20 protein-coding genes are annotated in these 22821 nt (G+C 64.9%); 10 read left to right on the top strand and 10 right to left on the bottom strand.

The window, feature by feature from the left end; all coding sequences use genetic code 11:
- Window positions 1–202 precede the first annotated feature (202 nt).
- The 8 genes from D4Q52_RS17205 to D4Q52_RS17165 all read left to right on the top strand — a co-directional run bounded on the left by D4Q52_RS17205 (window position 203) and on the right by D4Q52_RS17165 (window position 8684).
- On the top strand, window positions 203–1531 hold the full coding sequence (locus tag D4Q52_RS17205; RefSeq protein ID WP_234831229.1) for a lytic murein transglycosylase: 1329 nt from the start codon (window positions 203–205) through the stop codon (window positions 1529–1531).
- A 79-nt stretch (window positions 1532–1610) separates the two neighbouring features.
- Window positions 1611–2795 carry a substrate-binding domain-containing protein gene (locus D4Q52_RS17200; protein WP_119857790.1) on the top strand — a complete coding sequence of 395 codons (1185 nt, stop codon included), beginning with the start codon at window positions 1611–1613 and terminating at the stop codon, window positions 2793–2795.
- A 143-nt stretch (window positions 2796–2938) separates the two neighbouring features.
- The gene (locus D4Q52_RS17195) at window positions 2939–3703 is read left to right on the top strand and encodes an ABC transporter ATP-binding protein (RefSeq protein WP_119857789.1); all 765 of its coding nucleotides are present in this window, start codon (window positions 2939–2941) and stop codon (window positions 3701–3703) included.
- A 211-nt stretch (window positions 3704–3914) separates the two neighbouring features.
- A complete protein-coding gene (locus D4Q52_RS17185; RefSeq protein WP_119857788.1) occupies window positions 3915–4637 on the top strand; it encodes an ABC transporter ATP-binding protein in 723 nt (240 codons plus the stop codon).
- Window positions 4638–4812: 175 nt separating this feature from the next.
- Entirely contained in the window at window positions 4813–5796 is a 984-nt protein-coding gene (locus D4Q52_RS17180; protein WP_425328492.1) for a branched-chain amino acid ABC transporter permease, read from the top strand.
- The gene (locus D4Q52_RS17175) at window positions 5793–6860 is read left to right on the top strand and encodes a branched-chain amino acid ABC transporter permease (protein WP_182915347.1); all 1068 of its coding nucleotides are present in this window, start codon (window positions 5793–5795) and stop codon (window positions 6858–6860) included. The genes D4Q52_RS17180 and D4Q52_RS17175 overlap by 4 nt, the downstream gene beginning before the upstream one ends.
- A 213-nt stretch (window positions 6861–7073) precedes the next feature.
- Window positions 7074–7415: a sodium:proton exchanger gene (locus tag D4Q52_RS17170; RefSeq protein ID WP_119857785.1), complete on the top strand. Its 342-nt coding sequence runs from the start codon at window positions 7074–7076 to the stop codon at window positions 7413–7415.
- Window positions 7416–7583: 168 nt separating this feature from the next.
- Complete coding sequence (locus tag D4Q52_RS17165; protein WP_119857784.1) at window positions 7584–8684, top strand: alkene reductase; 1101 nt, start codon at window positions 7584–7586, stop codon at window positions 8682–8684.
- A 229-nt stretch (window positions 8685–8913) separates the two neighbouring features.
- Here D4Q52_RS17165 and D4Q52_RS17160 read toward each other — a convergent pair whose 3' ends face one another.
- The 10 genes from D4Q52_RS17160 to D4Q52_RS17115 form a co-directional block, all read right to left on the bottom strand.
- Window positions 8914–10758, bottom strand: coding sequence for an alpha/beta hydrolase family protein (locus D4Q52_RS17160; protein WP_210210145.1), 1845 nt, complete (start codon window positions 10756–10758; stop codon window positions 8914–8916).
- 198 nt (window positions 10759–10956) lie between these two features.
- Complete coding sequence (locus D4Q52_RS17155) at window positions 10957–12702, bottom strand: ABC transporter substrate-binding protein (protein WP_119857800.1); 1746 nt, start codon at window positions 12700–12702, stop codon at window positions 10957–10959.
- Window positions 12703–12824: 122 nt separating this feature from the next.
- Window positions 12825–13151, bottom strand: a complete 327-nt coding sequence (locus D4Q52_RS17150; RefSeq protein ID WP_119857783.1) for a DUF2160 domain-containing protein — start codon at window positions 13149–13151, stop codon at window positions 12825–12827.
- Window positions 13152–13305: 154 nt separating this feature from the next.
- Window positions 13306–14112, bottom strand: coding sequence for a carbohydrate ABC transporter permease (locus D4Q52_RS17145; protein ID WP_119857782.1), 807 nt, complete (start codon window positions 14110–14112; stop codon window positions 13306–13308).
- Entirely contained in the window at window positions 14112–15014 is a 903-nt protein-coding gene (locus D4Q52_RS17140) for a carbohydrate ABC transporter permease (RefSeq protein WP_119857781.1), read from the bottom strand. Before D4Q52_RS17140 ends, D4Q52_RS17145 begins: the two co-directional genes overlap by 1 nt.
- On the bottom strand, window positions 15014–16117 hold the full coding sequence (locus tag D4Q52_RS17135) for an ABC transporter ATP-binding protein (protein ID WP_119857780.1): 1104 nt from the start codon (window positions 16115–16117) through the stop codon (window positions 15014–15016). The genes D4Q52_RS17140 and D4Q52_RS17135 overlap by 1 nt, the downstream gene beginning before the upstream one ends.
- An 11-nt stretch (window positions 16118–16128) precedes the next feature.
- Window positions 16129–17208, bottom strand: a complete 1080-nt coding sequence (locus D4Q52_RS17130; RefSeq protein ID WP_119857779.1) for an ABC transporter ATP-binding protein — start codon at window positions 17206–17208, stop codon at window positions 16129–16131.
- A complete protein-coding gene (glpD, locus tag D4Q52_RS17125; RefSeq protein ID WP_119857778.1) occupies window positions 17205–18746 on the bottom strand; it encodes a glycerol-3-phosphate dehydrogenase in 1542 nt (513 codons plus the stop codon). The genes D4Q52_RS17130 and glpD overlap by 4 nt, the downstream gene beginning before the upstream one ends.
- Window positions 18747–19082: 336 nt before the next feature.
- A complete protein-coding gene (locus D4Q52_RS17120; RefSeq protein ID WP_119857799.1) occupies window positions 19083–19883 on the bottom strand; it encodes a DeoR/GlpR family DNA-binding transcription regulator in 801 nt (266 codons plus the stop codon).
- Between the two features lie 253 nt (window positions 19884–20136).
- A complete protein-coding gene (locus tag D4Q52_RS17115) occupies window positions 20137–20616 on the bottom strand; it encodes an Hsp20 family protein (protein ID WP_119857798.1) in 480 nt (159 codons plus the stop codon).
- Between the two features lie 225 nt (window positions 20617–20841).
- Here D4Q52_RS17115 and D4Q52_RS17110 point away from each other — a divergent pair, with 225 nt between their 5' ends.
- Window positions 20842–21786, top strand: coding sequence for an alpha/beta hydrolase (locus D4Q52_RS17110; protein WP_119857777.1), 945 nt, complete (start codon window positions 20842–20844; stop codon window positions 21784–21786).
- A gap of 153 nt (window positions 21787–21939) precedes the next feature.
- A complete protein-coding gene (gene galU / locus D4Q52_RS17105) occupies window positions 21940–22815 on the top strand; it encodes a UTP--glucose-1-phosphate uridylyltransferase GalU (RefSeq protein ID WP_119857776.1) in 876 nt (291 codons plus the stop codon).
- Window positions 22816–22821: the final 6 nt, after the last annotated feature.

Below are 22821 nucleotides of genomic sequence, written 5' to 3'. Positions count from 1 at the left end.
CGATCGACGCCCTGCTCAAACCGCCGCCGACCATCAAAGATCAGCGACAGTTGAGCCTCAGTATTGATCAAATTTAAACCGGACAGCCGTGGGCTTGACCCGGCCATCCATCCCAACAACAGTCGGCTCTTCTGATTTGATGGATCGCCGGGCGAGCCCGGCGATGACGTTTGGTGAGGTGGCGATGCAACGGATCAATTCGATGCTGGAACGGTCGTGCGGGTTCGTCGCCGCGCTGGCATTATCAGCAGCAGTAACCGTTTCCGCCTCCCCCGCATTCGCCCAGCGCGGCGCCTCGTGTCACGGCGGGCAGAGCTTCGATCAGTTCCTTGCCGGGTTGAAGCAGCAGGCGGTCGCGGCCGGGGTGTCGCAGCGCGCGATCGCGCAGGCGTCGCCGTATCTCGTCTACGACCAGGGCATCGTCAATCGCGATCGCGGCCAGCGCGTGTTCGGGCAGATCTTCACCGTGTTCGCCGGGCGGATGGCGACTGAAGGCCGCCGCGTCAAGGGCCAGCAGCTGATCAAGCAGTACGCGCAAGCGTTCGCGCGCGCCGAGAAGGAGTATGGCGTACCGCCGGCGGTGATCGCGGCGTTCTGGGCGCTGGAAAGCGATTTCGGCGCGGTGCAGGGCAATCTGTCGACGCTGCGCTCGCTGGTGTCGCTGGCCTATGATTGCCGCCGCTCCGAGATGTTTCAGGCCGAGACCATCGCGGCCCTGAAGATCGTCGACCGCGGCGATCTTTCGCCGGACGAGATGATCGGCTCGTGGGCCGGCGAGCTCGGCCAGACGCAATTTCTGCCGCGGCACTACTACGACTACGCGGTCGACTATGATGGCAACGGCCACCGTGACCTGCTGCACAGTGCGCCCGACGTGATCGGCTCGACCGCGCACTACATCGCCGCCGGCCTGAAATGGCGGCGCGGCGAGCCGTGGCTGCAGGAGGTGCAGGTCCCGGCCAATCTGCCATGGGATCAGGCCGATCTGCTGGTGAAGCAGCCGCGCACCCAATGGGCGCAATGGGGCGTGACTTATCCGGACGGCCGGCCGCTGCCGAAGGACGAGATGCCGGCGTCGCTGCTGCTGCCGATGGGCCGGCACGGCCCGGCGTTCCTCGCCTACGCCAACTTTGCCGCTTACACGGAATGGAATAACTCACTGATCTACTCGACCACGGCGGCGTATCTCGCCACCCGCATCGCGGGCGCGCCGCCGATGCGCAAGCCGTCCGCGCAGGTCGCGCAACTGTCGTTCAACGAGATGAAGCAGCTCCAGCAATTGCTGGCGCGCGCCGGCTTCGACGTCGGCAAGGTCGACGGCATCCTCGGCCAGCAGACCCGCACCGGCGTCAAGGCGATGCAGATTAAATACGGCCTTCCGGCGGATTCCTGGCCGACCGCCGAATTGCTCACCCGGATGGGCGGCTCGGCGTCGTCCGCGCCATCCGCTTCCGCCGAGCCGCCATTCCGCCCGGCCGGCGCGCCGCCGGCGCAGCGTCAGCGACGCCTGCCGCCGCCTTTACCGCAATAGCTAAATTTCATCTGCCGGCACGTTCCAACTTTCGTCGTCTTGCTCTAGGGTCGCGCGCAACGACATCCGGAGGAACAACGTGCGTCATCTCTCCATCCTTGCTGCCGCTGCTTTTGCGCTGACCGGAGCGGTCGCCGCCAAGGCCGACGATCTCAAGATCGCGCTGATCTACGGCAAGACCGGCCCGCTCGAGGCCTATGCCAAACAGACCGAGACCGGCCTGATGATGGGGCTGGAATACGCCACCAAGGGCACGATGACGCTCGATGGGCGCAAGATCGTGGTGATCACCAAGGACGATCAGTCCAAGCCCGACCTCTCCAAGGCCGCCCTCGCCGAAGCCTATCAGGACGACGGCGCCGACATCGCGATCGGCACCTCGTCGTCGGCCGCTGCGCTGGCCGATCTGCCGGTCGCCGAAGAGAACAAGAAGATCCTGATCGTCGAGCCGGCGGTCGCCGACCAGATCACCGGCGAGAAGTGGAATCGCTACATCTTCCGCACCGGCCGCAACTCCTCGCAGGACGCGATCTCCAATGCGGTCGCGATCGGCAAGCAGGGCGTCACCATCGCGACGCTGGCGCAGGACTACGCGTTCGGCCGCGACGGCGTCGCCGCCTTCAAGGACGCGCTCGCCAAGACCGGTGCGACGCTCGCCGCCGAGGAATACGTCCCGACCACCACCACCGACTTCACCGCGGTTGGCCAGCGGCTGTTCGATGCGCTGAAGGACAAGCCGGGCAAGAAAATCATCTGGGTGGTGTGGGCCGGCGGCGGCGATCCCTTGACCAAGCTGCAGGACATGGACCCGAAGCGCTACGGCATCGAGCTGTCGACCGGCGGCAACATCCTGCCCGCGCTCGCCGCCTACAAGCGTCTGCCCGGCATGGAAGGCGCGACCTATTACTACTACGACATCCCCAAGAACCCGATCAACGACTGGCTGGTGACCGAGCATCAGAAGCGCTTCAACGCGCCGCCGGACTTCTTCACCGCCGGCGGCTTCTCGGCCGCGATGGCGGTGGTCACCGCCGTGCAGAAGGCGAAGTCGACCGACACCGAGAAGCTGATCGCCGCGATGGAAGGCATGGAGTTCGACACGCCCAAGGGCAAGATGATGTTCCGCAAGGAAGACCATCAGGCGCTGCAGAGCATGTATCACTTCAAGGTCAAGGTCGACCCGGCGCTGGCCTGGGCCGTACTCGAACCGGTGCGCGAGCTGAAGATCGAGGAGATGACCATCCCGATCAAGAACAAGAAGTAACAGCCACAAGGGAGTCATTCCGGGGCGCGCGAAGCGCGAACCCGGAAGCCCGAAGTTGTGGCGACGAGATTCCGGGTTCGCGAGCTTCGCTCGCGCCCCGGAATGACGAACTCTGACGTTGTGCCGGATCCAACTGTTCAGCCATGACCACCCTCGAAACCCAATCCCTCACAATTCGCTTCGGCGGCCATGTCGCGGTCGATGGGGTGAGCTGTGCGTTTCGGCCGGGCGAGCTGACGGCGATTGTCGGGCCGAACGGCGCCGGCAAGACCACGTATTTCAATTTGATGTCCGGCCAGCTTAAGCCGAGCGCCGGCCGCATCCTGTTCGACGGCGCTGACATCACCAAAATGACCGCGCCGCTGCGTACCCGCGCCGGACTCGGCCGCGCCTTCCAGCTCACCAACCTGTTTCCCAATCTCAGCGTCGAGGAGAACGTCCGCCTCGCCGTGCAGGCGCATAGCGGCACGCATTACGACATGCTGCGGCCCTGGCGGACGCGGCGCGATCTGATCGAGCGCGCCGACGCCATCCTCGACAGCGTCGCGCTCGGCAGCCGCCGCACTGTCGCCGCCACCGCGCTGTCGCATGGCGACCAGCGCAAGCTCGAAGTCGCGCTGATGATGGCGCTGGAGCCCAAGGTCTACATGTTCGACGAGCCGACCGCCGGCATGAGCGTCGACGAGGTCCCGGTGGTGCTCGATCTGATCGCGCGGCTGAAGGCCGATCCGTCCAAGATCATCCTGTTGGTCGAGCACAAGATGGACGTCGTCCGTTCGCTGGCCGACCGCATCATTGTACTCCACCACGGCAAACTCGTCGCCGCCGGCAAACCCGCCGAAGTAATCGCCTCGCCGATCGTGCAAGAGGCGTATCTCGGCATCGCGCCGGGGAAGAGCGCGGCGTGAGGGTGATGGTGATCGACCCAGCGCAGGTGTTGGCCGCGACCCCTCCCCGCACGCCAACGCGCCCCCTCTCCCGCTTGCGGGAGAGGGTTGGGGTGAGGGCGACGCGGGCACGGTGCCTGGGGCACCCCCACCCCCGACCCCTCCCCGCAAGGGGGAGGGGAGCAGACCTCGCTTCGGAGAGAGGTCACAGCTCCTCATCAGCGAGCGCAGCATGACCGACCTGCTCACCCTCTCCGGCGTGCATACCAATATCGGCCGCTATCACATCCTGCAGGGCGTCGACTGCGTCGTGCCGGCGGGGCAGACCACGATGCTGCTCGGGCGCAACGGCGCCGGCAAGACGACGACGCTGCGCACCATCATGGGGCTGTGGCCGGCTTCGAAAGGCGAGATCACCCTCGCAGGCAAGCGCATCGAGGCGCTGGCGACTCCGGAGATCGCACGGCTCGGCATCGGCTACGTGCCCGAGACGATGGCGGTGTTCTCCGATCTCACCGTGAAGGAAAACCTGATCCTGGCCGCGCGTGAACGCGCGATGGAGACGGCGCGGCTCGACTGGATCTTCGGCTTCTTTCCGGCGCTGCGGAAGTTCTGGCTGTCCCGGGCCGGCTCGCTGTCCGGTGGACAGAAGCAGATGCTGTCGATCGCCCGCGCCATCATCGAGCCTCGGCAGTTGCTGCTGATCGACGAGCCGACCAAGGGGCTGGCGCCGGCGATCATCGGGGCGCTGATCGAGTGCTTCGCCGAGATCAAGCGCAGCGGCGCCACCATCCTCCTGGTCGAGCAGAATTTTCACGTCGCCCAGCAGATCGGCGACAGCGTGCTGGTGATGGACAACGGCATGATCGTCCACCGCGGCGCCATGGCGGAGCTGGCCGCCGACGTGCCGCTGCAGGAGAAGCTCCTCGGATTAAGCCTGGAGGCGCATCAGTGACGATCGCTCACCGCCCTCTCCCCGTCATTGCGAGAAGCGCAGCGCGTAGCCCGCATGAGCGCAGCGATATGCGGGTCATCGCGTCATCCCCGCATGTCGCTTTCGCTCATGCGGGCTACATGCTCAGCTTGGAGGCGCATCAGTGACCGACTTCCCCGCCTCCACCTCCGATCCGTTGCCGAAGGCCAAGCGCGATCTGTTGCCGGTGCTTCTGCCGGTGATCCTGGCGCTGCTGATGCTGCCGCTGGTCGGGTCGTTCTCGTCGTGGGTGACGCTGACGATCGCGTCGCTGGCGATGGGGATGATGATCTTCACCATGGCGTCCGGGTTGACGCTGGTGTTCGGCTTGATGGACGTACTCAACTTCGGCCACGGCGCCTTCATCTCGGTCGGCGCCTACATCGCCACGCTGGTGCTGCTGCCGCTGGCGGCGATGTCGCAATCCGACTCGCTGCTGATCAATCTCGCCGTGCTGGCGCCGGCGGCGCTGGCCGCGATGGCGGTGTCGGGAGCGCTTGGCCTTGTCGTCGAGCGCGTGCTGATCCTGCCGGTGTACGGCCAGCATCTGAAGCAGATCCTGATGACCACCGGCGGGCTGATCGTTGCCGAGCAAGCGCTGTACGCGCTGTGGGGGCCGCAGATCATTCCGCTGCCGCTGCCGGACACGCTGCGCGGCTCCTTCATCATCGGCGACATCGCCATCGCCAAATATCGCCTGCTGGTGATGCTGGTCGGGCTGATCGTGTTCGCCGGCATCCAGCTGACGCTGAACCGCACCAAGATCGGCCTGTTGATCCGCGCCGGCGTCGAGAACCGGGAGATGGTCGAAGCGCTCGGCTATCACGTCAAGCGGCTGTTCCTCGGCGTGTTCATGGTCGGCTCGGCGCTGGCCGGGCTCGGCGGCATCATGTGGGCGCTGTATCGGGAGCAGGTCCACGCCTCGATGGGCAACGAGCTCACCGTCCTGATCTTCATCGTGGTGATCATCGGCGGGCTCGGCTCGGTGGGCGGCTGCTTCATCGGCGCGCTGCTGGTGGCGATGGTCGCCAATTACGGCGGCTTCCTGCTGCCGAAGCTGGCGCTGGTCTCCAACATCCTGCTGATGGTCGCCATCCTGATGTGGCGGCCGCGCGGGCTCTATGCGGTGACGTCACGATGATGATCCTGTCCGGCGATCCGCCGCGCAGCCGGGTGCTGGCGCTGCTGCTGATCATCATCGTCGCCGTGCTGGCGCTGACGCCATTTCTGTTTCCCGGCGCCAAGCCGCTCAACGTCGCCGCCAAGATCTGCATCTTCGCGGCGCTGGTGGCGTCGTATGACTTGCTACTCGGCTACACCGGTACGGTGTCGTTCGCCCACACCATGTTCTACGGCATCGGCAGCTATGCGGTGGCGATCGCGCTGTACGGCATGGGGCCGAGCTGGGCCGCCGTCGGCGCTGGCATCGTCATCGGCCTGCCGCTGGCCGCGCTGCTGGCGCTGGCGATCGGGCTGTTCTCACTGCGTGTCGAGGCGATCTTCTTTGCGATGATCACGCTGGCGGTGGCCTCCGCGTTTCTCGTGCTGGCGTCGCAGCTGTCGTGGCTGACCGGCGGCGAGGACGGCCGCAGCTTCAGCCTGCCGGAGCTGCTGCGGCCCGGCACGGTGTTCGTCAAAGATTTCTTCGGCGTGCGGATCAATGGCCGCATCCTGACCTACTACATCATCCTGATCGGCTGCGCCGGCATGATCCTGGCGCTGCTGCGGGTGGTGAACTCGCCGTTCGGCCGGGTGCTGCAGGCGGTCCGCGAGAACCGTTTCCGCGCCGAGGCGCTCGGCTATCGCACCGTCTTCCACCTCACTTATGCCAACGTGCTGGCCGCTTTGGTCGCGGCCGCGGCCGGCGTGCTCAACGCGATGTGGCTGCGCTATGCCGGGCCGGATACGTCGCTGAGTTTCTCGATCATGCTGGACATCCTGCTGATGGTGGTGATCGGCGGTATGGGCACGATCTACGGCGCGATCATCGGCGCCACCATCTTCATCCTGGCGCAGAACTATCTGCAGGCACTGATGGGCGCCGCCTCGACCGCCGCCGCCGATGCCGGGCTGCCGCTGCTGCCCGGGCTGCTGCATCCCGACCGCTGGCTGCTGTGGCTCGGCGTGCTGTTCGTGCTCAGCGTCTATTTCTTCCCGACCGGGATCGTCGGCCGGCTGCGCGGTGGCTCAAAACCGGCAGGTTGAACCGCAACCAAAGTCGTAGGGCAAGCCCGATGCGCGGTCCTGACGCGCCAGCCGGGCGGTATGATCTGCGCCAGATCAAACCTATGTGCAGTTGCACAAAGTATCCTGTTGCCGTTCGGGGCGCTCTCTCCCGCGTCGCGCTCCACCGACAAGACAATCCCGCCCATTCCGATACCGGCTTGCGGGTTTGTCCAAGCAAACAGGAAGTTGGACATGACACTGCTCATCGTGCTCACCGCACTGGCTTTCGCCGCAGCCATCGCTCTGGCGCGCGTGACCGCAACCGTAGCTCCGGCCGGCCGGCTGGTCTCGCAGGCCGCAGGCGCCGGCACGATCGTCGTGGCGCCGATCGTCACGCTGGTGATCGCCATCGTGCTCGGCCGCTTCGGCGTCGGTGGCGAGACCCTCGGGGCGAGCGAGATCCTGCGCGCCGCGGCGCTGCCGGCATTCGGCTCGCTGTTCGTGGCGCCGTTCGCCTTTTGGTTCTTCCGCCGCCAGCGTCCGGCGCTGACCAGCAAGAGCCGCAACCGGGCCGCGACCGCCTCCGCGCATTGAGCCGTCATCGCTCGGCGGGGAGAACGTCGCCCCGCCGAGCGTTTTTCCAGCACATTCTTCCGTCCCCCGACAAATTTCATGCCGGCGCATCTATTTTTGGCCAGCCGCTTGTGATTCCGGCCTTTCGCCCCCAGTTCCAGGCCATCCGCAATCGTTCAGGACGGCCTTATGTCGACATCCAAGCTTTTCGAGCCCTTCAAGCTCGGCCCCATCACCCTCGCCAACCGCATCGTAATGGCGCCGCTGACCCGCAATCGTGCGATTCCTGAAGGACTGGTCCCGAGCCCGCTGGCGGCTGAATATTACGGCCAGCGCGCCAGTGCCGGCCTCCTGATCACCGAGGCCAGCCAGGTCTCGCAGCAGGGCCAGGGCTACCAGGACACGCCCGGCATCTATTCGGACGCACAGGTGGCGGCGTGGAAGAAGGTCACCGACGAGGTGCATAAGCGCGGCGGCAAGATCTTCATCCAGCTCTGGCACGTCGGCCGCATCTCGCATGTCGACCTGCAGCCGAACGGCGGCAAGCCGGTGGCGCCGTCGGCCATCAAGGCCGCCACCAAGACGTTCGTGGGCGGCAAGTTCGCCGACGTCTCCGAGCCGCGCGCGCTCGAGCTAAACGAGATTCCCGGCATCGTTGACGATTTCCGCAAGGCCGCCGCCAACGCCATCAAGGCCGGCTTCGACGGCGTCGAGATCCACGGCGCCAACGGCTATCTGCTCGATCAGTTCGCCCGCGACAGCAGCAATAAACGCACGGACGAATACGGCGGCTCGATCCAGAACCGCGCGCGGCTGATGCTCGAAGTAGCGGCGGCCGTGGCCAAGCAGATCGGTCCGGAGCGCACCGGCATCCGCATCTCGCCGGTGACGCCCGCCAACGACGTCTCCGACTCAGATCCGCAGGCACTGTTCGACTACATCACCGACGAGCTGAACAAGCTGAAGCTGGTCTACATCCACGTCATCGAGGGCGCCACCGGCGGCCCGCGCGACGTCGCGCCGTTCGACTACGCGTCCTTGCGCAAGCGTTTCAGCGGCGCCTACATCGGCAACAACGCCTACGACCTCACGCTCGCCAACAGGCAGCTCGACTCCGGCGCCGCCGACCTGATCGCCTTCGGCAAGCCGTTCATCGCCAACCCCGATCTGGTCGACCGCCTGAGGCAGAACGCTCCGCTCAACGAAGGCGACAAGGCCACCTACTACGGCGGCGGCGCCAAGGGCTACACCGACTACCCGACGCTGGAATCGGCCCAAGCGGCGCAGTAAGCCGCCCAGCCCCACCCACTGTCATTCCGGGGCGCGCGTAGCGCGAACCCGGAATCCCGAAGCGTTCTGCGACTCAGCCTTTCCACAACTGCGAGATTCCGGGTTCGCTTCGCTTCGCGAAGCGCCCCGGAATGACTCGCGGAGGGGCCTGCGGAGAACAACTGCAGTCGAAGACAAAAAGGCCGGGATCGCTCCCGGCCTTTCGCTTGTCCGCGGTACGCGCAGCCGATCAGCTCGGATACAGCGTCTGCGTGTTGGCGATGGTCATCATCGTCACGACGAGCGTGTTGATCAGGCCGCCGAGATACGGATTGTTGGTGGCGCGATAGATCTTGCGGGCGATCACTGCGGTGACGAACAGGATCACTACGATCGGGATCATGTAGATGCCCTCCATTGCCTGGATGAACGGGCTCATCTCGCCGGTTGTGAAGAACGTGCCGTATTGCAGCAGCAGCACGATGACACCGCCGAGCACGTTGAACAGCCCCACCACGGTCGTGTTGACCCATTCGCGGCCGAGCAGCGTGAAGCGGTCGAAGGCGTTGAGCGCCACCGAATTTGCGACGAAGTACAGACCGAACAGCGGCAGCATCGCCAGCACGAACGGAATGCGGTCGACACCGAACGGCTTCACCGCCAGCACCCACAGCCGGAAGTCCACCTTGAGCAGATAGTCCGCCGCAAACACGATCGCATAAGCTGCCGCGACGACGGTGATCGCCAGCAGCACCGTCAGCCAGAGCTTGCGCGCCGGCATCGTCACGCCGGTCGCGGCCAGATCCACGCCGTCGCGCCGGCCTGCAGTCCGGTAATACGCCCACATGAACAGGATCGCGAACAGGCCGTTGACGGCGGCCCAGATGCCGATGAACAGCGGCGGATATTGCGTACGGAATCCAGGCTGCAGGTTCTGCACCGGATCGAACAGCAGCAGGTAGGACCCCGCCGAAACGATCGCCGACACCACCAGGCCGCCCCACAGCCAGCGCTGGCCGGACGTGGTGGCAATCGGGCCGACCGGACCGGCCGGCGTATGCAGGGGGGCGAACGTCCTCGTCTCCAACATCCATTTGGTGAACGCCACCAGGAAGATCGCGAAGGCGATCAGGCCGAGGCCGTTGAAGGCTTCCTTGTACTGCCAGATCTGGGAGTGGCTATCGATCGGCACCGGCGCACCGAACACGCGATCGAAGAATTCAACGATCCGCGCGGTCGACCGCTCCGAGAACGGCGCCCACGGATGCGTCATGTTCTGGAACATGTAGATGACACGCGAGGCCTGCTTGCCGTCGATCGTTTCAGTATAGACCGCATCGGCGACGCGCTTGTCGCTCACCGCTTTCGGATCCGCGCCGAAATGCAGGAACGACTGCGCGTTGTCGGTCGAGAGGAACGCGCCCGGCTTGCTCATCTTGCCGTCGGCGCCCTTCTGGCGAAAGAAGAACTCGTCCCATTCGTCGGCGATGATGCCGACGTGACGGGAGCCGTAGTCGTTGAAATACTGCTTGGTCTTCGGGTCGATATAGGTCGCGTCCGCGGTCTGCAGCAACACCGCCGACACCAGCGGCTTGTCGCGCTTGTTGTCGAACGGCATCGACCAGTTCGCCGAGCGGCCGCCGAACGAATGCCCGGTGATGCCGATCTTGTCCTTGTCGACATAGGGCAGCGACGCGATCAGCTCGACGCCGTCATACATGCCGGTGGCGCGGGCGCGGTCACGCTGTGGCCCGGTCACCACCTGCGAGAAGCCGTGGCCATACATGTCGATGGCCAGCACCACATAGCCGCGGCGCGCGAGCTCGACATAGGTCGAGTCCTGCATCTCGCGGCTGTTGAGCATGCCGTGACTGGTGACGATGCCCGGCACCGGCTTGTCGGCGCTGACGCCCTTCGGCTTGAACAGCAGCGCGCTGAGTACCAGACCGGACGGGGTTTCCCAGCGCAGGTCGCGGACTTCGATTTGTCCGGCCGAGGTCTGCACCAGCCAGGCGCCGACCGCAGAGATGACGAAGAAGATCAGGGAGATGGCGAGCCAGAACCGGTTTCGGTTCGGCGACAGTGATGATCGCACGATAGGTTTCCTTGTTGGAGTTTTTTTGCACGCATTGGATCGCCGCCGCCATCGAGGCGGCGCAACCCGCGTGGTCGCTTTGTGGGAATCCAGCGAGCGGGTTCGGCTCGGCTGGCCCTGTATCCGGCAGTGAGCCGAAACGGGTGAGAAGAAGAAAGGAGGCCGGAGACCGGCCTCCTCGATTATCGTGAGAGAGACTTACTTTGCTTCCGCGCGCTTCGGCGGCGAGGCGGGCCAGGACTTGATCAGGGTGTCGTAGTCGACGGTCTCACCCTTCGGCTTCTCGTTCGCCAGCTTGCGCTGCGGCGCGATATTGCCGTCCTTGGCGGACTTCTCGTACCAGTACTCGGCGGTCTCCTTCTTGTTCAGCTTCGGACCGCAGTCGCCTTGCACCTTCGACTTTTCAAGGCGTTCCAGCACGGAGTCCTGCGCGGCGGCGAGCGAGTCCATCGCCGCCTGCGGCGTCTTCGCACCGGACGACGCATCGCCGATGTTCTGCCACCACAGCTGCGCCAGCTTCGGATAGTCCGGGATGTTGTTGCCGGTCGGCGACCACTGCACGCGGGCCGGCGAGCGATAGAACTCGACCAGACCGCCGAGCTTCGGCGCGCGCTCGGTGAACGACTTGTCCCAGATATCGCTCTCACGGATGAAGGTGAGACCGACGTGGCTCTTCTTCAGGCTCACCGTCTTGGAGGTGATGAACTGCAGATACAGCCAGGCGGCCTTGCGGCGATCCGGCGGGGTCGACTTCAGCAGCGTGCCGGAGCCGACGTCCTGATAGCCGAGCTTCATGCCCTCCTTCCAATACGCGCCCTTCGGCGACGGCGCCATCCGCCACTTCGGCGTGCCGTCGGCGTTCATCACCGCAAGGCCCGGCTTCACCATGTCGGCGGTGAAGGCGGTGTACCAGAAGATCTGCTGGGCGACGTTGCCCTGCGCCGGCACCGGGCCCGACTCCGAGAAGGTCATGCCCTGCGCCTGCGGCGGCGCGTACTTCTTCATCCAGTCGAGATATTTGACGATCGAGTACACCGCTGCCGGGCCGTTGGTGTCGCCGCCGCGCTCGATCGACGAGCCGACCGGACGGCAGCCTTCCATGCGGATGCCCCATTCGTCGACCGGCAGGCCGTTCGGCAGGCCCTTGTCGCCGTTGCCGGCCATCGACAGCCAGGCGTCGGTGAAGCGCCAGCCGAGCGACGGATCCTTCTTGCCGTAGTCCATGTGGCCATAGACCTTGACGCCGTTGATCTCTTTGACGTCGTTGGTGAAGAACTCGGCGATGTCCTCATAGGCCGACCAATTTACCGGTACGCCGAGCTCGTAGCCGTACTTGGCCTTGAACTTCTCCTTGTACTCCGGATTGGTGAACCAGTCGTACCGGAACCAATACAGGTTGGCGAACTGCTGGTCCGGCAGCTGATACATCTTCTTGTCGGGCGCCGTGGTGAACGAGCGGCCGATGAAGTCCTCGATGTCGAGCCCCGGATTGGTGACTTCCTTGCCCTCGCCGGCCATGTAGTCCGACAGTGCGATGGTCTGGCCGTAGCGGAAATGCGTGCCGATCAAGTCCGAATCGTTGATCCAGCCGTCGTAGACGTTCTTGCCGGACTGCATCTGGGTCTGCAGCTTCTCGACGACATCGCCTTCCTGGATCAGATCGTGCTTCAGCTTGATGCCAGTGATTTCGGAGAACGCTTTGGCGAGCGTCTTGGCTTCGTATTCATGGGTAGTGATGGTTTCGGAGACGACGTTGATGTCCATCCCCTTGAACGGTTCGGCGGCCTTGGCGAACCATTGCAGCTCTTTCATCTGGTCTTCTTTGGACAGCGTCGACGGCTGGAATTCCTCGTCGATCCACTTCTTCAGCACGGCGTCATCGGCCGACCACGCCGGCGCCGCCAACGTCATCGAAGCCGCGACCAGCGCCGCGGCACTCGCCATCGTCATCAGCCGCGCGCGGCTGTGTGTCTTGCGTCCAACTGAGCGTCGCATCCTTGGATCCTCCGTTTAACGACAAACTTCAGGTCCGGGTTGATCCCGGATCTGGTCCTTATTCGCCGCGCTCAGACGGTGCGAAAGATCGCAACGGCTGAGAGCAGCGACATCCCGGTGGCGAGCCACAGGCTCGACACTTCGACACCTTCTCCGATCGGCAGCGTCAGCAGCGGATCGGTCCCGACCACCGCGATCCACACCAGGTGAATCACCGCGGCAAGAATCAGGGAAACGAACAAACGGTCGCCGCGCGTCGTCGGAATCCGCAGCACGCCGACGCGCTCGACTTCCGAATAGGCCACCGCAAGCCACGTCATGGTCGCAAGCGTGCCCGCCAGCGCGACGAAGAAGATCGCCGTCGGCCAGGTCCACGCCATCCAGGCGAAGGAGTCCATGATCAGAGCGCTCCCCTTTGATCATTACGCGCGACGACATCAACCCCGTCATTGCGAGGAGCGAAGCGACGAAGCAATCCAGCGCCGTGCACCGCGCTGGATTGCTTCGCTTCGCTCGCAATGACGGGGAGACGTGGGTGCATTGTGGCCATCCTCACACCCGCCCCAGCGCAAAACCGCGCGCGATGTAGTTGCGGACGAACCAGATGACCAGCGCGCCCGGGATGATGGTGAGCACGCCGGCGGCGGCGAGCAGGCCCCAGTCCATGCCGGCGGCCGACACCGTGCGGGTCATCACCGCAGAGATCGGCTTGGCGTTGACCGAAGTCAGCGTGCGCGCCAGCAGCAGCTCAACCCAGGAAAACATGAAGCAGAAGAACGCCGCGACGCCGATACCCGAGGCGATCAAGGGCATCAGGATTTTTACGAAGAAACGTGGAAACGAATAGCCATCGAGAAACGCGGTCTCGTCGATCTCCTTCGGCACGCCGGACACGAAGCCTTCGAGAATCCACACCGCCAGCGGCACGTTGAACAGGCAGTGCGCCAGCGCGACCGCCCACGGCGTGTCGAACAAGTTGATCGCCGAATAGAGGTTGAAGAACGGCAGCGCATAGACGGCGGCCGGCGCCATTCGGTTGGACAGCAGCCAGAAGAACAGATGCTTGTCGCCGAGGAAGCGGTAGCGCGAAAACGCGTAGGCGGCCGGCAGCGCGAAGGAGATCGACAGCACGGTGTTGATGACGACGTATTGCAGCGAGTTGATGTAGCCCGAATACCAGCTTGGATCGGTGAAGATCGTCCGGTAGTTTTCCAGCGTCGGCTGGTGCGGCCACAGCGTCATGGTCGAGACGATCTCGCCATTGGTCTTGAAGCTCATATTGACGAGCCAGTAGATCGGCACCATCAGGAACAACAGATACAGCGCCATCACGATGCGGCGGCCGGGGATCGAATGCATCACGCGTTCCCTTCGGTCGGCTGGCGCTCGGCGCCCGCATTGGTCATCACGGTGTAGAACACCCAGCAGACGATGATGATGATCAGGTTGTAGACGATCGACAGCGCCGCGGCCTTACCGAGATCGAACTGCCCAAGCGCGATCTTGACCAGCTCGATCGAGATGAAGGTGGTCGAATTGCCCGGCCCGCCGCCGGTGACGACGAACGGCTCGGTGTAGATCATGAAGCTGTCCATGAAGCGCAGCAGCACGGCGATCAGGAGCACGCGGTGCATCTTCGGCAGTTGGATCGCCTTGAACACCGCCCAGCGCGACGCGCCGTCGATCTGCGCCGCCTGATAATACGCGTCCGGGATCGACTTCAGGCCGGCGTAGCAGAGCAGCGCCACCAGGCTGGTCCAGTGCCAGACATCCATCACCACCACGGTGGCCCAGGCGTCGAAATCATTGGAGACGTAGTTGTAGTTGAAGCCGAGGCTGTTCAGCGTGTAGCCCATCAGACCGATGTCGGGGCGGCCAAAAATCTGCCAGATTGTGCCGACCACGTTCCACGGGATCAGCAGCGGCAGCGCCATGATCACCAGGCAGAACGCCACGCTCCAGCCATGCCGCGGCATCGCCAGCGCCACCACGATGCCAAGCGGCACTTCGATCGCCAGGATGATCATCGAGAACGCCAGATTGCGCCCCAGCGAGGCGAAGAACCGGCCGCCGAGATCGCTCGACGGATCGAGCAGTTCCTTGAACCAGCCCACCCCGTTCCAGAAGAACTGGTTGTTGCCGAAGGTGTCCTGCACCGAATAGTTCACCACCGTCATCAGCGGCAGGATCGCCGAGAACGCCACGATGGCGAACACCGGCAGCACCAGCAACCAGGCCTTCTGGTTGACGACCTTGTCCATCAGGCGACTTGCTCCAATGCACTGCCCTCGACAATCTGACTGTCGGCGTAGACGTGGATGTGCGACGGTTCGAACCGCAACCCGGCCTCTTCGCCGTTCGGCGTGAAGCCGTCCGGCACGCGCGCGGCGAACTTGGCGTCGCCGACCCGCACCGAGGCGAAGCGAACGCGGCCGAGATCGTCGATGCGCTCAATGCGGCCCGACAGCAGCCCCGGCGCCTTGGCGGTGAGGTGCACGAATTCCGGCCGCACCCCGATCTCGATCTTGGCGCCGGCCGGCAGATTGTCGTAGCCGCGCGCGAGCCGGATGGCGTGGTCACTGACCAGCGCCTCGCGGCCCTTCACCTGCGCAGCCACGATGTTCATGCCGGGGGAGCCGATGAAGTAACCAACGAAGGTGTGCGCCGGCTTCTCGAACAGCTGTTCGGGCGTGCCGCTCTGCACGACGCGGCCATCGTGCATCACCACAACTGTGTCGGCGAAGGTGAGCGCTTCGGTCTGATCATGGGTGACGTAGATCATCGTCAGATCGAGCGCGCGGTGCAGAGCCTTGAGCTTGCTGCGCAGCTCCCACTTCAGATGCGGATCGATCACCGTCAGCGGCTCGTCGAACAGGATCGCCGCGACGTCGCTGCGCACCAGGCCGCGGCCGAGCGAGATCTTCTGCTTGGCGTCGGCGGTGAGCCGCGTCGCCTTGCGCTTCAGATTGGCGGTGAGGTCGAGCAGGTCGGCGATCTCAGCGACGCGGCGGTCGATCTCGGCCTTCGGTACGCCGCGGTTCTTCAGCGGGAACGCGAGATTCTCGCGCACCGTCATGGTGTCGTAGATCACCGGAAACTGGAATACCTGGGCGATGTTGCGCTCGCGCGTCGACAGTTGCGTGACGTCCTTGCCGTCGAACAGGATCTTGCCGCGCGACGGCGTGACGATGCCGGAGATGATATTGAGCAGCGTGGTCTTGCCGCAGCCGCTGGGGCCGAGCAGCGCGTAGGCGCCGCCCTGCCGCCAGGTCATCGACACCGGCTTCAGCGCGTAGGCGGCCGGCGGCAGGTCGTCGCCGACGAGATAGGAGTGAGCGAGATCGACGAGGTCAATGCGCGCCATCGGGCTGCCCCTCAGTTCGGCTTCGGCGCGGCGACGAGGCGGTCGGCCGCGTCGAACACGAAGAGATTGGCGGGATCGAGGATGGCGTCGAGCGGCTGGCCGGGCTCGAATTCGTGAATGCCGTGCAGCACCGCGACCCAATTGTCGTCGCCGCGCTTCAGATGCACAAAGCTCTCCGAGCCGGTGATCTCGGTGATCGCCACTTTGGTCTGAAACGCGTGACGATCCGCATCAGCGCCCTTCACCGCGATCTGATGCGCGCGGAAGCCGACCCGGTAGGCGCCGTCGCCGAGCCCGGCGAACACGCCGGTCGCCGGTGCGGTGACGCCACCGGAATAGTGCACCGTGCCGGCCTTCTTCTCGGCGCCGACCAGGTTGAGCGGCGGATCGGAGAACACCTGCGCGACGCGCAGCGTATCCGGCTTGCGATACACCATCGGGGTCGGGCCGACCTGCAGCGCCTGACCTTCCCACATGCAGATGGTGCGGCCGCCGAGCAGCAGCGCTTCCGACGGCTCGGTGGTGGCGTAAACAAAGATCGCCCCCGACGCCTCGAAGATCTTCGGCAGCTCGGTGCGCAGTTCTTCGCGCAGCTTATAGTCGAGGTTGGCGAGTGGCTCGTCGAGCAGCACCAGATCGGCGCCCTTGACCAGCGCGCGGGCGATCGCAGTGCGCTGCTGCTGGCCGCCGGACATCTGCAGCGGCGTGCGCTGCAGATACGGCTCCAGCTTCAACAGCTTGGCGGCTTCCTGCACCCGGCGCTCGATCTCGGCGCGCGGCTTGCCCTGCACGCGCAGCGGCGAGGCGATGTTCTCGTACACGGTGAGCGACGGGTAGTTGATGAATTGCTGATACACCATCGCCACCGAGCGCTTGCGCACGTCGGCGCCGGTGACGTCCTTGCCGTCGACCAGCACGCGGCCGCTGGTCGGCTTGTCGAGGCCTGCGAGCAGCCGCATGATGGAAGTCTTGCCGGACAGCGTCGGCCCGAGCAGCACGCTCAGCGTGCCGCGCTCCAGGGTCAGCGACACGTCGCGGATCGCCGGCTGGCCGTCGATCGTTCGGGTGACGTGCTCCAGGCTGACGCTCATGCCCGGCCTCCCGCGTGTTGCTGGGCGTTTTCGGCGGCGTCGTGGCCGGCCATCCAGGCGTCGAGTTCGGCGATCGCCGCAGGCGTCAGCCGCAGTCCGAGCTTGGATCGCCGCCAGACGACATCGTCCGCGCTGCAGGCCCATTCGTGTTTCATCAGATAGCGGACCTCGGCCTCCGTCAATGTGGCGCCGAAGTCGCGGCCGAGATCGGCCATCGACCGCGCTTCCCCCAGCAATTTGCGCGCGCGGGTGCCGTAGGCGTGCACCAGTCGATACGCATGCGGCTGCGCCAGGAACGGATAGTCACGCGTCAAGTCGGCCACCAGCGCCGGGCCGCCGTCGACCGCGAAATCGCCGCCCGGCAGCGGCTGCTGCGCGGTCCAGCCTTCCTGCGCCTGCGTGCCTTTCAGATATGGCGCGAGCTTCTCCAGCGCCTCTTCGGACAACCGCCGATAGGTGGTGATCTTGCCGCCATAGATCGACAGCAGCGGCGCGCCGCCGGGCTTGTCGAGCTCGAACACGTAGTCGCGCGTCGCCGCCTTGGCTTCGCTGGCGCCGTCGTCATACAGCGGCCGCACCCCGGAGAACGTCCACACCACGTCCGCCGGCTTGACCGGCCTGGCAAAGTAGCCGCTGACCGCGTCGCACAAATAGGCGATCTCCTCCGGCGTCGCTTTCACCTGCGACGGATCGCCCTGGTAGTCGCGGTCGGTGGTGCCGATCAGGGTGAATTCGCCCTGGTACGGGATCGCGAACACGATGCGGCCGTCAGCGTTCTGGAAAATGTAAGCGCGGTCGTGCGCATACAGCTTCGGCACCACGATGTGGGAGCCCTGCACCAGCCGCACCTTGGAGGTCGCGTTGACGCCGGAGCCGGCGGCCAGCACGTTCTCGACCCACGGCCCGGCTGCATTGACCAGCGCCCGCGCCTGGATGGTGCTGCGCGCGCCGCTGCGCCGATCCTCAGTGGTGACGTGCCAGATGCCGTCGTGCTGACGCACTTCGACCGCGCGGGTGCGGGTGCGAATCTCCGCGCCGCGCTCGGCCGCATCACGTGCCGTCAGCACCACCAGCCGCGCATCATCGACGAAGCAGTCGGAGTATTCGAAGCCCTTGGTGAAGCGGCCCGGGATCAGCGGCTTGCCGACCTCGTCATGCGCGAGATCGACCGAGCGCGTCGGCGGCAGCAGCTTGCGGCCGCCGATATAGTCGTAAAGGAAGAGCCCGAGCCGCAGCCGCCACGCCGGCCGGAGCCCGGAATGATGCGGCAGCACGAAGCGCAGCGGCCCGATGATGTGCGGCGCGATCTGCCACAGCCGCTCGCGCTCGATCAGCGCCTCCCGCACCAGCCGGAATTCGAAATATTCGAGATAGCGCAGCCCGCCATGGATCAGCTTCGTCGACCACGACGAGGTGCCGCTGGCGAGGTCGTTCATCTCGCAGAGAAACACGGAATTGCCCCGGCCGGCCGCGTCGCGGGCGATGCCGCAGCCGTTGATCCCGCCGCCAATGATCGCGAGATCGAAAACTTTCCCCACCGGCGCTCCTCGCAAGCTTGCGAATTGCTGCACTGCAGCTTTCGCTTCTGTCGAATTTCTTTCGAAGCGAAATAGATCAGAATACAAAACGAAAGCAAGCGGGATGTGACCGGTCGTGCATCGTCTTGCGAATGCGGTAACGCAATCTGAAGTTGATAAGAGGAGATAGCACCCATTAGAGGTGGCCAGGCCCAAAGCTGCGGCCTCTCGACTCGTCATGACCGGCCTTGTGCCGGGCATCCACGGCTTGCCGCGGAGGCCGCAAGAAAGGCGGGGATGCTCGGCACAAGCCCGGCTATGGCGAGACTTGTCGGTGCGTGGCAGTCGTCTGGATCGTCAGGCCGCGGTGTCGTCGACCTCGTCCGCCCGCTTCGGCAGCGCTTCGATCACCTCGATGCCGTGGGCCTCGCAGATCGTCTGCAGCGCCGGCGGCAGCGCCTCGTCGGTGACGAAGGTCTGGATCTGGCTGAGATGCGCGATGCGCACGGGCGCGCTCCGGCGCAGCTTGGTGGAGTCAGCCACCAGCATCACGCTGCGTGCATTGGCGATGATCGCCTGCGCGGCCTGCACTTCGCGGTAGTCGAAGTCGAGTAGCGCGCCTTCCTCGTCGATCGCCGAAGCGCCGATGATCGCGTAGTCGACCTTGAACTGGCCGATCAGGCTGATCGCGGCCGAACCGATCACTGCGCCGTCGGCGCGCCGCACCGTTCCGCCGGCGACGATCACCTCGATGCGCGGATATTTGTAGAGCTGCATCGCGACGTTGAGATTGTTGGTAATCACCAACAGTTCGTGATGCGCCGTCAGCGCTCCGGCGACTTCCTCGGTGGTGGTGCCGATATTGATGAACAGCGAGCAGCCGTTCGGGATCTGCGCCGCCGCCGCTGCGCCGATCGCGCGCTTTTCATCGGCGGCAACGAAGCGGCGCGCCTCGTAAGCGAGGTTCTCGACCCCGGACGCAATAATCGCGCCGCCATGAATGCGCGTCAGCGAGCGCTGGTCGCACAGATCGTTGAGATCCTTGCGGATGGTCTGCGCCGACACGTCGAAGCGCCGGGCGAGATCGTCCACCATCACCCGCCCCGAAGCGCGGGCGAGGTTGAGAATTTCCGATTGACGTTGGCTCAGAGCAGTCACGCGCACACCTGGACAGAATCTGATCCATGGTGCGACCGTTCGCACCCCGCGTCAACGCGCCGCGCTGACGCCGCCCGACGCGCAGCATCGTCGCTCTCAATTTCCTTCGCCATGCCGGGGGTCTGGCCAAGGCGCCCCGGTCATGACGAAGCACGAGGTCCGTAGCCAACACCCAATGATTGTCAGGACCACCTCACAACAGAACGCCCCGGTTTCCCGGGGCGTCGCGTGTCGTTGGTGAGTGGCGCTGCGGTTAGGCGGCGGCCTTCTCGCCGGTCTGATCGACCACTTGCGGCGCGGCTTGCGCCGAGGTGGTGATCGGAATGCTGCGGGGCTTCTTGGCCTCCGGAATCTCGCGGACGAGATCGACGTGCAGCAGACCGTTCTCGAGGCTGGCGTTCTTCACCGTGACGTAGTCGGCGAGCTGGAAGGCCCGCTCGAAGGCGCGCGCGGCAATGCCGCGATACAGCACCTCGGATTTGCTGCCGTTCTCGTTCGCGGTCTTCTCGCCCTTGATGGTGAGCTGGTTCTCCTTGGTCACGATCGACAGTTCGGCCGGGGAGAAACCGGATACGGCGACGGTGATACGATACGCGTTATCGCCGGTGCGCTCGATATTGTAAGGCGGATAGCCGGGCGCCGACGCATCGCTGGCGTTCTGGTCCAGCAGATTGAACAGGCGGTCGAAGCCGATGGTGGAGCGATAGAACGGGGTGAGATCAAACGTACGCATGGTCAAGTCCTCCTAGAAGCGACTGGTTGAGTACCCGCCCGCCATCGGGCCGGGCATCGTCTGGGTGCAGCCGGAGCAGGTTCTGAAACTCAGGTCCTGCCGTGGTGTGGCCTGCACGAAAATGATATGGGAGGGTCGTTGCGGGGTTCAAGAGGTCTCCGCGATCTTCCGGCCGACGTTTTTTTCTCCCTGTCTCCCAGCGCTTTAACCCTCCGGACATGGCTCATGACGCTCGTCTCGATACCCGCCAATCCGGTCCCGGAGGGAGCGGTCTCCGGCACCATCAAGACGCCGGACGGCACCGAGCTGCGCTATGCGCGCTGGCCGGCGCCGGCGGGTCGCAAGGGTACGGTTTGTGTCTTTACCGGCCGCACCGAACAGATCGAGAAGTACTTCGAGACGGTGCGCGATCTGCAGGACCGCGGTTTTGCGGTGGCGATGATCGACTGGCGTGGCCAGGGCCATTCGGCGCGGCGGCTGCGCGATCCGCGCAAGGGCTACGTCCGCAATTTCGCGGACTACGAAGTCGACGTCGAAACCTTCGTCCGCGAGATCGTGCTGCCGGACTGCCCGCCGCCGCATTTCGCGCTGGCGCATTCGATGGGCGGCGCGGTGATGCTGCGCATCGCGCATTCCGGCAAGCGCTGGTTCGATCGCATGGTGCTATCGGCGCCGATGATCGACCTGCCGGGCCGCGCCACCTCGCTGCCGGTGCGGCTGTTGTTGCGGGCGATGCGGCTGGCCGGCCAGGGCGGTCGCTACGTGCCCGGCGGCAACGACGTGTTGGCCAACACGGAGCCGTTCGTCGGCAACAAGCTGACCTCCGATCCGGTTCGCTACGCCCGTAACGCCGCGATCGTCGCCGAAGACCCGACGCTGGGCCTCGCCTCGCCGACCGCCGCCTGGGCCGACACCGCGTTCCGCACCATGCACGGCTTCCGTGTCGCGGACTATCCGTCGAAGATCCGCCAGCCGATCCTGATGATGGCGGCGAGCCACGACACCGTGGTATCGACTTCCGCGATCGAAGAATTCGCCTATCACCTGCGCGCCGGCTCGCATCTGGTGATCGCCGGCGCCAAGCACGAGATTCTGCAGGAGCAGGATCGCTACCGACAACAATTCTGGGCGGCGTTCGATGCTTTTGTCCCGGGGACGCCGCTGTTTTGATGTGCCATCCTGGTCCGACGCCGCGGCGTCGGACGTGACATTCTGCCGTTAACGACGTCCTGCTACCAACAAGGAACCTTCACACATCCGCCTTGGTTGCAGGCTGCAACGATCCCCCGCTCGTTCCTGCCGCTTTCGAAAGATCATCGCCCCATGAAAATCCGCAAAGCCGTTTTTCCGGTCGCCGGCCTCGGCACCCGCGTCCTTCCCGCCACCAAGGCGATGCCGAAGGAAATGCTGACGATCGTCGACAAGCCGCTGATACAATACGTCGTCGACGAGGCCAAGGAAGCCGGGATCGAGCATTTCATCTTCGTCACCGGCCGCAACAAGGGCGTCATCGAGGATCATTTCGACCGCCAGTTCGAGCTCGATGTGACGCTGGAGAAGCGCAACAAGAAAAGCGAGATGGACATCCTGGCGCGGGATCAGCCGGAAGCCGGCGCGATGAGCTTCACCCGCCAGCAGGCGCCGCACGGGCTGGGTCACGCGGTGTGGTGCGCGCGCGACATCGTCGGCAACGAGCCGTTCGCGGTGGTTCTGCCGGACGAGCTGGTTCTGAACGATCCGGGCTGCCTGAAGCAGATGATCCTCGCGGCCGAAAAGCTCGGCGACAAGACCAACGTCATCGCGGTCGAGGAAGTGCCGACCGACAAGACGCATCAATACGGCATCTGCGGCGTCGGCAAGCGCGACGGCAAGATGTTCGAAATCGACGGCATGGTCGAGAAGCCGGCGCCCGGCACGGCACCGTCGAACCTGTCGATCTCGGGTCGCTATATCCTGCAGCCGGAGATCTTCCAGATCCTGGCCACGCAGGAGCGCGGCGCTGGCGGCGAGATTCAACTGACCGACGCGATGATCGGGCTCGCCAGGACGCAGAAGTTCTACGGCGTCGAGTTCGAGGGCGAGCGTCATGATTGCGGCTCGAAGGCCGGCTTCCTGCGCGCCAACATCGCGTTTGGGATGCGCCGTCCCGACCTGCGCGACGGCCTGGTGGCCGACATGAAGCGCTATCTTGGCGGCTGAGGCAAA

Source organism: Rhodopseudomonas palustris (assembly GCF_003591005.1).
Classification (GTDB): Bacteria; Pseudomonadota; Alphaproteobacteria; order Rhizobiales; family Xanthobacteraceae; genus Rhodopseudomonas; species Rhodopseudomonas palustris_K.
The sequence above is the reverse complement of the archived record's forward strand: the minus strand, read 5'-3'. Positions and strand labels throughout refer to the sequence as shown.